Origin of the sequence: Massilia aquatica, from assembly GCF_011682045.1 — a bacterium.
GTDB classification, from domain to species: domain Bacteria; phylum Pseudomonadota; class Gammaproteobacteria; order Burkholderiales; family Burkholderiaceae_D; genus Telluria_A; species Telluria_A aquatica.
Genome location: NZ_VVIW01000027.1, coordinates 53,171 through 67,817 on the forward strand (window position 1 = coordinate 53,171; position 14,647 = coordinate 67,817).

8 protein-coding genes are annotated in these 14,647 nt (G+C 66.0%); 2 read left to right on the plus strand and 6 right to left on the minus strand.

Annotation, left to right across the window (positions count from 1 at the left end):
- Positions 1-12: 12 nt before the first annotated feature.
- The 5 genes from F1609_RS28830 to F1609_RS28850 form a co-directional block, all read right to left on the minus strand.
- Entirely contained in the window at positions 13-801 is a 789-nt protein-coding gene (locus F1609_RS28830; RefSeq protein ID WP_167080520.1) for an alpha/beta hydrolase, read from the minus strand.
- 10 nt (positions 802-811) lie between these two features.
- Entirely contained in the window at positions 812-2,740 is a 1,929-nt protein-coding gene (locus F1609_RS28835; protein ID WP_167080523.1) for a DUF885 domain-containing protein, read from the minus strand.
- Between the two features lie 112 nt (positions 2,741-2,852).
- Positions 2,853-3,341 carry a hypothetical protein gene (locus tag F1609_RS28840; protein ID WP_167080525.1) on the minus strand — a complete coding sequence of 163 codons (489 nt, stop codon included), beginning with the start codon at positions 3,339-3,341 and terminating at the stop codon, positions 2,853-2,855.
- A gap of 70 nt (positions 3,342-3,411) precedes the next feature.
- Positions 3,412-7,578 (minus strand): DEAD/DEAH box helicase, encoded by a 4,167-nt coding sequence (locus tag F1609_RS28845; protein ID WP_167080527.1) that lies wholly within the window; start codon positions 7,576-7,578, stop codon positions 3,412-3,414.
- Positions 7,575-9,524, minus strand: a complete 1,950-nt coding sequence (locus F1609_RS28850) for a prolyl oligopeptidase family serine peptidase (protein WP_167080529.1) — start codon at positions 9,522-9,524, stop codon at positions 7,575-7,577. Before F1609_RS28850 ends, F1609_RS28845 begins: the two co-directional genes overlap by 4 nt.
- Before the next feature lie 140 nt (positions 9,525-9,664).
- Here F1609_RS28850 and hemE point away from each other — a divergent pair, with 140 nt between their 5' ends.
- Positions 9,665-10,750, plus strand: a complete 1,086-nt coding sequence (hemE, locus tag F1609_RS28855; RefSeq protein ID WP_167080531.1) for a uroporphyrinogen decarboxylase — start codon at positions 9,665-9,667, stop codon at positions 10,748-10,750.
- 749 nt (positions 10,751-11,499) lie between these two features.
- On the plus strand, positions 11,500-13,521 hold the full coding sequence (locus tag F1609_RS28860; RefSeq protein ID WP_167080533.1) for a primosomal protein N': 2,022 nt from the start codon (positions 11,500-11,502) through the stop codon (positions 13,519-13,521).
- A 140-nt stretch (positions 13,522-13,661) separates the two neighbouring features.
- On the opposite strand, the gene F1609_RS28865 is transcribed toward F1609_RS28860, so the two are convergent.
- A complete protein-coding gene (locus F1609_RS28865; protein WP_167080535.1) occupies positions 13,662-14,564 on the minus strand; it encodes an ArgP/LysG family DNA-binding transcriptional regulator in 903 nt (300 codons plus the stop codon).
- Positions 14,565-14,647: the final 83 nt, after the last annotated feature.

A 14,647-nucleotide genomic window follows, 5' to 3' on the forward strand; every position in this document is an offset into this window, starting at 1 on the left:
CGGCGGGATGGCTTACCTGGCCTTGAGCGCGGCGCGCGGCGCCGCCTCGCCGGCCAGGCTTGCCCCGTACAGTGGACTATCCGAAATCGTGTTGTGCCCCGTGTCCGGCACATTGATATAGTGCGCCACGCCGGGTTTGAAGCGCGTCATCAGCAGTTCGGAACTGGCGCGCGGGATCATCTCGTCGTTGCCGGCGACGATGATGGTGGTCGGGGCATTGACCATGGCGGCGTACACGCCCGACTCGAACTTGTCCCTCAACAGCAAGGTCACCGGAAACCACGGAAACTGCATCTCGGCGATGCCGACGATGCTGTCGTAGGGCGTCACCAGCACCAGCCGCTGCACCGGGCGCACGCTGGCTACATGCACCGCCACGCCGCTGCCCAGGCTGCGCCCGATCACGGTCACCTGCGGATGGCTCGCCTGCACCATGTCGAACAGGGCCAGCGCATCGGCGAACAGCGCCGCTTCGCTCGGTTTGCCAGTGCTGGCGCCGTAACCGCGGTAATGCAGCAGATACAGCGCCTGCCCCGGAAAAGTCTCGCCCAGGAACGGCAGGCTGGCCGACACGTCCTCGGCGTTCCCGCCCAGGTAGATCACGGCGCGCGGTCCACTCTCGGGCCGCGCCGACACCTCCAGCACGGCGCCGTTCACGGGCAGCTTGACGACCGATTCGGGCAGGCCGAAACGGCGCGGCTGCGGGAAGTAGATCAAGGAGCGCTGCGCGAGGAACAGGCCGACGCAGGCGACGACATACAACGCAAGCGCCGCAAGAATCACACCAATTACCATGCGCATCGCGCTCTCCTTATTGCATCAGCTCTTTGATCATCTTCACCGGCGCGCTGCCGTAACCGAGGAACTGCTCGTGGAACTGCTTGAGGTCGAAGCGAGCGCCGAGCGCCTGTTTGCGCTGCTCGCGCAGGTCCATGATCTCGCTGTAGCCGCTGAAGTAGCTGGTCAGCTGCACCGAGCTCACTTTGGCGCGATGCCACTTCTCGCTCGCCTCGCTGCGCGTCTGGAAGGCCTGGCGCGTGAGCATGTCCATCGCATCGGCTTCGCTCATGCCCAGCACGTGCACGCTGTAGTCGAGGATCGTGTTGGTCACCACGCGCAGGTTCCACTTCGAGTACATCAGCCACATTTCCGGCGTATTGTCGCCATAGCCCGATTCGAGCATCATGCGCTCGCCGTACACCGCCCAGCCTTCGATCATGGCGCCGTTACCGAACAGCGACTTGATCAGGGACGGCGACTTGTTGGCATACACCAGCTGCGCGTAGTGGCCCGGAATGGCTTCGTGGATGTTCAGGATTTGCAGAATCCAGTGGTTGTATTCGCGCAGGGTGCTCTCGGCCTGCTCGGGCGAGAGGCCGTCGAGCGGGGTCACGTTGTAGAAGGTGCGGTCCTGCGGCCGATACGGTCCGGGCGCATCGATGCTGGCGCCCGCCACGCCGCGCTGGTACAGCGGCGTTTCGCGTACCACCAGCGGTTTTTTCGGATCGAGCGTGAGCAGGTTGTTTTTCACCACCCAGTCCTGCAGCAGTGGAATCTGGCGCCGGATCTCCGGGAAGAACTCCTCGCGCGAGACGTGTTTGGCCGACAGCTTGTCGATCACCATGCCGATTTTTTTGGTGCGGTCGGCCGGCCTAGCGGCGCCGCCCATGGTCTTGGTCCACAGCTCGTCGGACAGCGTATCCATGCGCGCGAGCAGCTGTTCGCGCGCGCTCAAGGCCTTCTGGTACATCTGCTCCGCGCTCACGCCGGCCTGGATGTCATGCCCGAACTTCTGTTCGTACAGCGCTTTGCCGATCCGGAACGAGCGCGCCGACTGGTTGGCCTGCTGCGTTTTATCGAGATCGGTGAGGAAGTTGACGTAGCCGATCAGGGCGTCGCCGGCGGCCGCGATGCGGCGCGCGAACAGGTCTTTTTCGGCCTGGTTCAGGATCGATTCCTGCGCCGCCTTGCCCAGGTCGGCCAGCACCGTCATGGTGCCGGGCGCCTGCTGCAAGGCCAGTTGCGTGTGTTCGCGGGTCGGGTTGACGATGCTCGCCTGCGCCGCCTGGTAATAGGCCGGTACGTTGGTGAGGCGCTTGAGCAGGGTGCGCAGGCGCTGCGGCTTGGACGCGTATTCGGAACCCATGATCAGGTCGAACGGCCCGGCGATGTTATACAGCGCCGGATTCCATTCGAACTCGCGCAGGGTGGTCAGGTAGAAGCGGTCGGCATTGAGCTTGTTGACCAGCAGGACATGGTCGGTGCGCTGCTTGACCGAGAGTTGGCGCGTATCGAGCTTGGCCAGCTTTTGCAGCCACTCGTCGGCGAACGCCAGTTGCGCGGCGCGCGTGGCCGCGCTCGGGATAGTCAGGTTGGCCGCGCCATCGTATTTGCCGGAATAGATCGCGCTTTCCGGATCAATGCGCCACAGCGCGCCGAGGAACTGCATGCTGACCGTATTGAAGCGCCGGTCCTGCGAGCGTTCGCTGCCGGCGCTGCCGGCGCTGGCGGCGGGCGCGCTGGCCACGACAGCTGCGGCGGCGGCCGGCGCGGCGATGGCCGCGGCCTTGCCCTTGGCCGGCTTGGCGGCTTTGCCCGATTTAGTCGGTTTGCCTGGTTTGGCGGCTTTCACCGTCTTGGTGCTGTGTGCGTGGGACTGTTTTTTCGGCTTGGCAGCGCCCGCGGGCGCCAGCGCGAAGCACGTCATTAAAACAGCCAGCGCAATTTTCGTTTTCAACATTGTGTTGGGCCTTGTAGTGACAGGGACAGGGGCAGCCGCAAGCATGCGGCGGGGCGTCAGATTAGCATCAATCGCGCCGTTTGCGCGCTTTTGTCGTGTTGAAGAGGGGAGATCAGTCGATGGCGCCGGCGCGGATCATTTCCTGCTGGCGCGCGTTGAGGGTGGCGACCGTGTGTTTGCCGTTGGCGATATTGGTCAGGACAATCTCGCTCGACTTGGTGAAACGGTGGCCGATGCGCACTGTATACGAGCGCGTGACCCAGCTCCAGAAGCCCTGCGTGAAGCTGGCGTCTTCCATGTCGCGCCATTTGACGCCGGTGACGCCTTTTTTCCAGGGCAGTACGCCCGAGTAGAGCCATACGCCGACATCGTCGTAATACAGCTGGATACTGCGCAGCAGCAGGAAGCGGTAGCCGACCACGATCGCCGAGACGGCGAAGACGACGGCGGCGGCGATCTCGTTGCCGTAGCTGAAAGCCAGCGGCAGCGCGACCCCGAACAGCAGGGCCGCGAGGATCACGACGCCGGTATAGGCCAGCCATGACTTCACGCCGATCACGTGAGCGTCGGGGGAGCTTTTCGATGCGTTGTCTTCTTCCATGGATTGTGGCGCCGCTTGATAAAAACGCATGATGTCATGGAATGGCGCAGGGCGCTACTCCGAACGCTAGCTAACGCAAGCCCTCCTGCAGCATGCGCAGCATGTCTCCCGGCGACATGCGCGCCGCCACATCGCTGCCTTCGAGCAGGCTGTCGGCCAGGTCGCGCTTGTGCTTGTGCAGCTCGACGATGCCTTCTTCGATGGTGTGGCGCGCCACCAGCCGGTAAATGGTCACCGGCCGCTGCTGCCCCATGCGGTGCGCGCGGTCCGAGGCCTGGTCTTCCACCGCCGGGTTCCACCACGGGTCCATGTGGATCACGTAGTCGGCCGCGGTCAGGTTGATCCCGACCCCGCCCGCCTTGAGCGAAATGAGGAACACATCGCCCTCGCCGGCCTGGAACGCATCGACCCGCTTTTTACGCTCCTGCATCGGGGTCGAGCCATCGAGGTACTGGTACTTGATCCCGCGTTCGTCCAGGTGCTTGCGGATCAGGGTCAGGTGGTCGACGAATTGGCTGAATACCAGCACCTTGTGGCGGTTGTCGAGCAGGTCGTCCAACAGGCGCGCGAACACGGTCAGTTTGCTGCTTTGCAGGCCGAGTTCGGGCGCCACCAGCGCCGGATTGCAGCAGGCGCGCCGCAGCTTCATCATCTCGGCCAGGATCTGGATCGACTTCTGGCTCTCGGGCGCTTCCAGCGCGGCCAGCTTGGCGATCGCATCGCGCCGCAGCGATTCGTAGAGCGCGGTTTCTTCTTCCGTCAAATCGACCGGCAGCACGATCTCGGTGCGCGGCGGCAGTTCGGACAGCACCTGCGCCTTGGTGCGGCGCAGGATGAACGGCTGGATCAGACGGCGCAGGCGCAGGCGCGCACCGGCTTCGGCGCGCGTTGGTGTCTTAGTCGCAGCCTGTGCCCGTTCGATCGGCCCCGCGAAGCGCAGGTTGAACTGGTCGCTGGTGCCGAGCAGGCCCGGATTAATAAAGCGGAACAGGTTCCACAACTCGCCAAGGTGATTTTCGAGCGGGGTGCCGGTGGCCACCATGCGGAACTCGCCCTGTAGCGCCATCACCGCCTGCGAGCGCTTGGTCGCGGTGTTCTTGATCGCCTGCGCTTCATCGAGCACGATGCTGTTCCAGCGCACCCTGGCAAAGGCCGGCGCTTCCAGTTGCAGCAGGCCGTAGCTGGCGACGACCAGGTCGAACGGACCGGCATCGGCCAGCATGGCGGTGCGCTCGCCCTTGCCGAACAGTTTGACGTTGAGGGTCGGCGCAAAGCGCGCCGCCTCGCTGATCCAGTTCATGCACACCGAGGTCGGCGCGATCACCAGCGCCGGCCCTTGCGGCGCGCGCGAGAGCAGCAGCGCCAGCGCCTGCAAGGTTTTACCGAGCCCCATGTCGTCGGCCAGGCAGGCGCCCACGCCCCAGTGGGCCAGGCGCGCCAGCCATGCGAAGCCGTCGACCTGGTAGTCGCGCAGCTCCGCCTGCAAGGTGCTCGGCAGCTGCGGCACGAAGGCCGTGTTGCGCTCCATCTGCGCCAGGTGCGCGATCCATTCCTTGTCGGTGGTGACCTTGCCGGCATTTTGTGTCACGTCCTGCGCCAGCTCTTCCAGCGCGAAGCTGGCCAGCGCGTGCACCTTGACCCCGTCCGCGCTCGGGGTGCCGAAGGCCGACAGCTCCATCAGGCGCCGGTGCAGTTCGGACGTGAGGGCCATGAACTGGTTGTCGCCCAGCGCCACGAAGCGGCTGCCGTTCTCGCGCAGCAGATCGAGCAGGGTGCGCAGGTCCATGATGCGGTTCTCGTCGATCTGCACCTCGCCGCTGGCCGCGAACCAGTCCTTGTCGCGCTTGATCGACAGGCGCACCGAGCTCGAATCGGCCTTTCTGGCCAGCCGGAACGGCTCGCCCTCGGGCCAGGCCAGCAGCACCCTGGCCGGGTCGAGTTCCTGCAATTCGGCCAGCAGTTCCAGGCATTCGATGGGATTGGCCAGCAGCCATTCGCCGTGCTCCGCCTCGGCTTGTTCCAGCACGTGCAAGGCGCCGACCAGCTGGCGCTCGGCCTCGCGCTCGGCGTTCAGGTTGCGGCGCGCTTCCACGCGCGCGCCGCCAACGTCGGCGATCACGCTCTCGGCGCCCGAACCGGGCGGGTAGTAGGCGCCGGCGTCCGGCAAGGGGCGCACCAGCACCTGCATCTTCAGTCCCTGCTGGTAGGGCAGCAGGTGCACGTGCAGGCGGCTGTCGGCCTCCACCTGCGCAATGTCGGCCGCGCTGCCGCCGATGTCCGACTGCACCGTGACGATCGACGAAATCGCGCCGATTGCCTTGAGCACCTGCTTTTCCGCGTGCAGCGGCACTACCAGGCCATTGCCGACGATGGCGCCAATGCGCCGATGCTCGTCGCTGATGCGCACCACCCGCAGGCGGGTCGGGGTTTCGCGCGTGACGCACACGTCGTCGGTGTTGTCCAGGATCGGTGGTTGCAGGGTGATGGTCACGTTCCCGGCGCGCGCCTTGATCATCAGTTCCGGTTCGCCCGGCAGCAGTTCCACGCGCGTGCCGGGCGCGTCGATCCAGAACAGCAGCGGGTGGCCGATCAGCGCGGCCACCGCCTTGTCCATGTCGAATTCGTAGCGCACCCCGCCGCCGCTGTAGTATTTATAGGCGTTCAGGGTCGCCACCACGTGCAGGTCTTGCGAGGTCAAAAAGTCGAAGCTGGCCGCGTCGTCCGACAGGCGTTTCAGGCCCATGGCGCGCCCGCGGCTCCAGCCGCCCTGGGCGTCGCGCTTCTGTTCGCGCGGTTCGATGTCCTGCACCCCGTACAGCGGGTCGAAGCGCAGGCCCCACACCAGGCGCGCTTCTTTCACAACTTCGACATTCAGCGCCGGCTGCAGGTTGATCAGCGCATTGAGCTGGCGTTCCCACGGCTCCTCGCGCTCGAACCAGCCGCCCATGTCGGCCAAGCGCAGGCGCTGGCGCAGGGCGGTCGCTTCCTGGTCGCGCGCGACGGCGCCGATGCGCCCCAGCAGGGCGCCCAGCTGCGCCGCCACCAGCTCAAAACCGCCCTCCGAGGCTTGCGTCATCATCTGTTCGAGCTGGGCGCGCTTGTCGTCCAGCTGCGGCAGCGCCAGCCAGTAATGCAGCAGCGCGCGGAACATGAACGGCTGCAGCGCGCTCTCCCAGCTGCGCGATGGCAGCACCGCGGCATCGACCGTGCCGCCGCGGATCTGGCGCAGCATGTTCAGTTGCTGGTAGACCGCCGTGTCGTGGTTCTGGGCGGTGCGCGTGACGATGTCCAGATACGCTTCGGCCGCCTTGGCGTGCTTTGGGTCGGGACTGCGCAGCAGCGCCAGCACGTACAGGTGGCCGCCGATGCCGGGAAAGGTCATCTTGCGCTTGCCGGTCTCGCGCCGCAGCGCCTTGAGCGCCTGCTCGAAACCGGTGAGCGCCTCCAGGTGGTGATCGCGCAGCAGCAAAATGACGCTGCGGTAGAACAGCGCCATCGAGTCGTCCAGGTCGGCCAGCAAATTCGAGGCGTCGTCCAGGCGGCCGCACAGGATCAGGTGTTCGGCCATGACGATGCGCAGCGCCATCGACGGCGCACCCTGCGCCAGGTGGCGTTCGGCGAACAGGCGCAGCTGCGCCGCGCTGGCCGGTTCGCGCTGGGCGTTCTCGAGCAGGACCGTGAGCACCTCGTCGCGCACCAGCGGGTGGATGCGCGCGAACAGCGCCGGCTCGAACGGGCGCGCGCAGATATCGACCAGCGGATGCAGGTAGCCCGCTTCGTGGCAGTTCATGCAGGCCGCCAGCAGCGGCGCCACCTGGGCCGGACCCTGGCCGCTGGCCAGCGCGATGCGCAGCAGCGCCACGCCCTGGCGGTAGCTGCGCAGGATGGCAAAGCCTTCCCAGTTGCGGCGCAGCGGGGTCAGGCTGTCGTAGGCAGCGGCCAGCGGGCCGAAGGTGCGCGCGTCGAGCGCGCTGCTCAGCGCCAGCCAGGTGATTTCGGGCGTGACGATCCAGCCGCGGTGCTGCAACTCGCTGGCCATGCCGGCGCCGCGCAGCGCATCCATCGCCGCGACCATGCGCTCGTTGTCGGCCGCGATGCCGGCGGCGGCCAGATGCTCCTGGAGGCGGATGCGGCCCATAGGTTCGCCCGCCATCGCCAGCATGGCGGCGATCTGCTGCTCGACCGTGTCCATGCGCGTGAACTGCTCGCGCATGCTGGCCAGTTCCTGTTCGTTCATGCAGCGCCGGGCAGGTTCTCGATCGCCACCACGGCTGGCTGGCCGGGCGTGGTCAGGCCGAAGATGCGCAGGTAAAAATACAGCTCCGCTTCGAGCGTGCGCACGATGCTGTCTGCCTTGCGGAAGCCATGGCCTTCGCCTTCCAGGGTCATGTAGGCCACCGGCACGCCGGCCGCGCGCAGCGCCGTGACCATCACTTCCGACTGCTGCGGCGGCACGACTTTATCGTCCAGGCCCTGGAAAAAGATCATCGGGCGCGTCAGCCGGTCGGTGTGGTTGATGGGGGAGCGCAGCAGGTACAGCGCTTCCGACTCCGGCTTGGGGGCGATCAGGTACTCGTTGTAGTGCGATTCGAACTTGTGCGAGTCGTCGTCCAGGCCCTTCAGGTCCGACACGCCGTAGTAGCTGGCGCCGGCCTTGAACACATCGTGGAAGGTGAGGGCGCACAGCGTGGTCAGGCCGCCGGCGCTGCCGCCGCGGATCACCAGCCGCTCCGGATCGACCACGCCGCGCGTGGCCAGGTAGCGCGCGCCGGCCACGCAATCGTCGACATCGACCACGCCCCACTGGCCCTTGAGCGCATCGCGGTAGGCGCGTCCGAAGCCGCTGCTGCCGCCATAGTTCACGTCCAGCACGGCGAATCCACGGCTGGTCCAGTACTGGGTGGCCAGCTTGAGGGTATTGGTGGCCATGCCCGTCGGGCCGCCGTGGCTGATCACCATCAGCGGCGGTTTGGCCGCCGCATCGGGCGTCACATCGGCGTTGCAGGGCGGGTAGTAGAACGCGTGCGCGCTGCGCTGGCCGTTGGCGCCGCTGGCGTAGGTCACGCTCTCGGGGACCGACAGGTAGCCGTCCGCCGGCAGTTCGCTGATCGAACGCGCCAGCACGTACGGCGTGGCGCTGGCCAGCTCGAAACGCGCCAGCTCCAGCGGGATGTGCGGCGAGCCGCCCAGGATCAGCGCCACGCCGCCGCCCACGCGCAGCTCGCGGATTTCTTCGTAAGGATTGGTGATCGGCGCCAGCTTGCCGCTCTCGGGCGAGAGTCGGGCCAGGCGCGAGACGCCATGTTCGATGTAGGTGCAGATAATTTCGCCGCTGCTGTCGAAACCATACATCGATACCGCGAAGGTCCAGTGCGGCGCTCCGAACTCGGCGGCGCGTTCGCACAAAGGCTGCACCGTGCCTTCGGCCAGGCGGTACAGATTCCACCAGCCGCTGCGGTCCGATACAAAATGCAGCACCCCGGCCGGCGACCATTCGGGCTGGCAGATGGCTTCTTCAGGCCCGCCGGCGACCAGCGTCGGCGTGCCGAGCGAGCCGTCCGGATTGACCTGCGCCAGCCACAGTTCGGTGCCCTGCCACGGCATGCGCGGATGGTCCCAGCTCAGCCAGGCCAGCGACTGGCCGTCCGGGGACAGGCGCGGGGCGGCGTAAAAGTCGCTGCCCTGTGCCAGGATGGTTTCGCCGCCGTCGGCGCCGATCGCGCACAGCGTATTGACCGGCTGCGCGCTGCCTCCCGCATGATCTTCGCGCACCACCACCAGCCGGCCGCGCGCCGCATCGTGGGCAAAGTCGGCGTAGCGCGCGCTGCCCGGGCGGGTGAGCGCCTGCGGAGCCGCGCCCGGCGCAATCGTATAAATACAATTATCGGCAAAGTGCGAGAAATACACCGTGCCCGCCGCCACCAGATAGGCGCCGCCGCCGTATTCGTGCACGCGGCTGCGCACATTGAACGGGGCCGGGGTCAGTTCGACCAGCTGGTCGCCGCGCTGGCGCAGCAGGGTGGTGCGCCCGCCTTCGCTGGCGCGGCCGGCCAGCCAGTAGGCGTCGACGCCGTCGGCCTGGGGCTGCGACAGCGGGGTGGCGCCGGCGGCCACGATGGCGGCGCTGATCGGGGAAGGCCAGAGGCCGAAAGCGGCGTTCTGCGGGCTGGTCGAAGCTGTCATGGGGATCCTGCTGGGTTGGCGGTGGTATGGCATGATAGTTAATCCCCCGCGCCGGTGCAAATGCGCGCGCGCGGCGCGGGGGGTGAGAATGCGGGAGAATGCGATAATAGCGCCTTTCTCCAAGCTTTCGACGGTTCCCCATGCCCCAATTCGCCCCGCTCCAGAACGACACATTCCTGCGCGCGCTGCTGCGCCAACCGACCGATTACACCCCTGTGTGGCTGATGCGTCAGGCGGGGCGCTACCTGCCCGAATACCGCGCCACGCGCGAGCGCGCCGGCTCCTTCCTGGGCCTGGCCAAGAACCCCGATTACGCCACCGAAGTGACCCTGCAGCCGATCGACCGCTACCCGCTGGACGCCTCGATCCTGTTCTCGGACATCCTCACCGTCCCTGACGCGATGGGCCTGGGCCTGTACTTTGTCGATGGCGAAGGCCCCAAGTTCGAGCGTCCGCTGCGCACCGAAACCGATGTCATGGCCCTGCGCGCGCCCGACCTCGACTCGCTCGACTACGTCTTTAAAGCGGTCACCCAGATCCGCGGCGCCTTGAATGGCCGGGTGCCGCTGATCGGCTTTTCGGGCAGCCCGTGGACCCTGGCCTGCTACATGGTCGAAGGCGGCGGCTCCAAGGAATTCCACACCATCAAAAAGATGCTGTACAACCGCCCCGACCTGATGCACCACATCCTGTCGACCAACGCGGCGGCGGTGGCGGCCTACCTCAACGCCCAGATCGACGCCGGCGCCCAGGCCGTGATGATCTTCGACTCGTGGGGCGGCGCGCTGGCCGACGGCGCCTACCAGACCTTCTCGCTGCAGTACATGCAGCAGGTGATGAGCCAGCTCAAGCGCGAAAAAGACGGCGTGCGCATCCCGGCGGTGGTGTTTACCAAGGGCGGCGGCCTGTGGCTCGACCAGATCGCCGACATCGGCGCCGATGCGGTCGGCCTCGACTGGACCGTCAACCTGGGCCGCGCGCGCGCGCTGGTCGGCCACAAGGTGGCCCTGCAAGGCAACCTGGACCCGGCGATCCTGTTCGCCAGCCCGGAACAGATCCGCGCCGAGGTCGAGCGTACCCTGACCAGCTACGGCAAGCCGTCCGACGGTTCGGGTCACGTGTTCAACCTGGGACATGGCATCTCGCAGTTCACTCCGCCGGAGTCGGTCACGGCCATGGTCGAGGCGGTACACAGCTTCAGCCGCCAGCAGCGCGCCGGCCTGTAGTCTGGCTACAGCGGGGCCACCTCGCCGGGGTGGTGCCGCTGCGCTGCGGCAGACGTTTTCTGAATGACAATATCCCACTTATTCACAATTTTTCTGAACATCGCTGATTAAAAATAAGGCGCTCAAGAAAAGTTTCAACTACTTCCAAGTGATTGATTTTAAACGGATTATAAAATCAGCCTGTTGAGTCGGGCCTGGAAAATGTGGACAAGGTACAGAGGGAAAACGCGCTTTTTCCAGCATTGTCCACAAAGTTATCAACAGGCAGTGTGGATAAAAATGAAAAGTCCCGCGTTTACCGCGACTTAGCGCAATTGTTAAGGTGTTACATGAGCATTTGCTGCGTTGCATGATGGTGCCGACTGTGTCGCCGGCAATCCGCAGCAGGGCGCGGCGGGCCGCGCGCGAGTGCGCCGGGCCGGCCCTGGCAAGCTATTTGACCACAGCGGCCAACAGACAATCCGACTACATTTTCAATGCTCCGCGCCTTACTTATGCACAGAACGGCGGTAAAACATGGTTTTCCCGTCCCCTCACGGTGACTTTCGCAAGTGATTGATTTATAAGGATTAAATTTCTTTGATTTTCAGTTGTTAGGCTCATCTGTTGTGCAAGCACAAAGCTTTTGGCCTCGCACAAATTGTTTGTCCACAAAGTTGTCCACAAGCTGAGCTTGCTTGAAACGATGTCCCGGACATGCATGGCGATAGTCTTTCCACGCCTCCTTCAACCTGACCGAACCGACCCAGATGGCGTACTGCATCCTCAACATTGCGCTCGACACGCCGCTCACCAGCTGCTTCGATTACCGCTGGCCGTGCGCGCCCGGCGACGAGCCGCGGGTGGGCCAGCTGGCGCTGGTCAGCTTCGGGCGCCGCGAGGTAGTCGGGCTCATCGTCGCCATCAAGCACGACACCGAGGTCCCGGCCGACAAGCTCAAAGACGCGCTGGCCGTGCGCAGCCAGCTGTCGCCCCTGTCGCCGCAATGGATCGCGCTGGCGGCATTCGCGGCCGACTACTATCAGCGCCCGCTCGGCGAGGTGGCCCTGCCGGGGCTGCCCAAGAACCTGCGCGTGCTCACCACCGTGGCGCTCGACCGCGCGCTCAAAAAACTGGCCAAGGGCGCGCCCGCGCACGACCACACCCCGCTCGACATGCCGGTCCTGAACGCCGCCCAGCAGCAAGCGGCCGACGCCATTGGCGGCGCCCGGGGCTTCACCCCGATCCTGCTGTACGGCGTGACCGGCAGCGGCAAGACCGAAGTCTATCTGCAAGCCTGCGCCGAGGTGCTGGCGCGTGAAGAAGGTGGCCAGATCCTGATCCTGGTCCCCGAGATCAACCTCACCCCGCAGCTGGAAGGGAACATCCGCGCGCGCTTTCCGGGCGTGATGCTGGCCACCTTGCACAGCAGCCTGTCGGAAGGCGAGCGCATGCTGCACTGGCTGGCCGCGCACCAGGGCCAGGCCCGCATCATCCTCGGCACCCGGCTGGCGATCCTGGCCTCGCTGCCGCACCTGAAACTGATCGTCATCGACGAAGAGCACGACCCCTCCTACAAACAGCAGGAAGGGCTGCGCTACTCCGCGCGCGACCTGGCGGTGTGGCGCGCGCGCCAGCTCGGCATTCCGATCGTGCTCGGATCGGCCACCCCCTCGCTCGAGAGCTGGCACCACGCCGGATCGGGGCGCTACCGCAAGCTCGAACTGCGCGAGAGGGCCGTCAAGGATGCGGTGCTGCCGCGCGTGAAGCTGCTCGACATGGAGCGCGACAAGCCGGTCGATGGAATGACTTCGCACCTGATGGCGGCGCTGCGCCAGCGCCTCGAGCGCGGCGAACAATCGCTGCTGTTCCTGAACCGGCGCGGCTACGCGCCCGTGATCTGCTGCGAATCGTGCGGCTGGATCAGCAACTGCACGCGCTGCACTTCCTTCATGGTGCTGCACAAGCCCGAGCACCGGCTGCGCTGCCACCACTGCAGCCTGGAGCTGCGCATTCCGCGCCACTGTCCGACCTGCGGCAATGTCGACCTGCAGCCGCTCGGGCGCGGCACCCAGCGCGTGGAAGAAGGCTTGCAGCAGGTATTTCCGGACGCGCGCATCCTGCGCATCGACGCCGACTCGACGCGCCTGAAAGGCAGTGCCCAGGCCGCGTTCGACACGGTGCACCGGGGCGAGGTCGATATTCTGATCGGCACCCAGATGGTCGCCAAGGGGCACGACTTCAAGAAACTGACGCTGGTGGGGATATTGAATCCCGATACCGCGCTGTTTTCGCAGGATTACCGCGCCAGCGAGCGCCTGTTCGCGCAATTGATGCAGGTGGCCGGGCGCGCGGGCAGGGCGGCGCGCACCGAAGGCGGGAGTGTGAGCGAAGTGCTGATCCAGACGCGCTACGCCAGCCATCCGCTGTACACGGCGGTGGTCAACCACGACTACGACCGCTTCGCCACCGACTTGCTGGCCGAACGGCGCGCCGCCGCGCTGCCGCCCTACCTGTACCAGGCGCTGTTGCGGGCCGAAGCGCCGGAGCTGGAAACGGCGATCGGCTTTCTGGAGAGTGCGCGCGACGCGCTGGTGTTCGACGGCATCACCTTGAACGACCCGATTCCGATGACGATGACGCGGGTGCACAACGTCGACCGTGCCCAACTGCTGGTGGAAAGTCCCTCGCGGCCGGCGCTGCAAGCCTTCCTCAAAGAATGGCTGGCCCTGCTGCGCGCCATGAAAAGCCGCGTCAAATGGTCGCTCGAAGTCGACCCCCTCGACATCTGAAGCAATACTTGCAAAACCGGGGACAGACCCCGGTTTTGCAAGTCTGACCGCTCTGGAAGATAAAAATGTTGGAAAACCGGGGTCTGTCCCCGGTTTTGCAACTGTTCCCGGTTCGCCGGCCGCCGGTTTTGCAACTGCTCTCAGGACTGCGGCAGGTAGCGGCGGGCGCTGGTGACGATGTGCTCGGTCAGGGCGCGCGTGAAGGGGGTGTCGATGTTCCAGGCGTGCCACGAGAGGGCCGTGCTCCAGGTGCGGCCCGGTGCAAGGTCGATTAATTGGCCGGCGGCAATCAGGCTCAGGGCGCTCAGCTCGGGCATCAGGCCGTACGCCACGCCGTGCAGGATGCAGTTCTCCAGCGCCGCCGAGACCGGCATGGTGTGGTGCGGGAAGGCGACCTCGCCACCGAACTCCTGCGCCAGGAAGCGCGCCAGCTGCTTGCGCTCGCTGACCACCGCCGGCGCCAGCGCCACCGCCTCGGCAATGAAGCCGTCGCCGAACCAGTGCCCCGCGAACGCGGGCGTGGCCACGCAGGTGTAGCGCAGCAGGCCCAGCGGCGTGGCGCTGGTGCCGACCGCCGCCTCGCCGCCGCCACCGCTGCCATCGGCCTCGGCCACGCAGGCGAAGGCCGCGCCTTCGCGCACCAGCCGCAGTGCGCGCTCGCCGTCGGCCAGCTCGATGTTGAACTGGCAGCGCGGCGGCGACAGCAGCGCCGGCAGCGCTTGCGCGAACCAGGTCGCCAGGCTGTCGGCGTCGAGCGCCAGGGCCAGGGCCGGCAGGCTGGTGGCGCGCCCGAGGTCGATGTCGAGCGCCGCTTCCATCAGCTTCACATGGCGGAAGTGCACCACCAGCCGCTGCCCCAGCCCGGTCGGCACCGAGGGCGCGCCACGCACCACCAGCAGCCGTCCGCAACTGTCTTCAAGCGCCTTGATGCGCTGCGATACGGCCGATTGGCTCATTCCCAGCAGCAACGCCGCCTTGTCGAAACTGCCGCTCGCGGCCACCGCGTCGAGTACGGCCAGGCCGCGATAGTCGAGATTACTCATCAGCTAAGCTTATCCATGTTGAAATTGATTAGCAATACTAATACGCTTCGCCTGATGCTGCCAACGCGCAACAGCCGCACTCT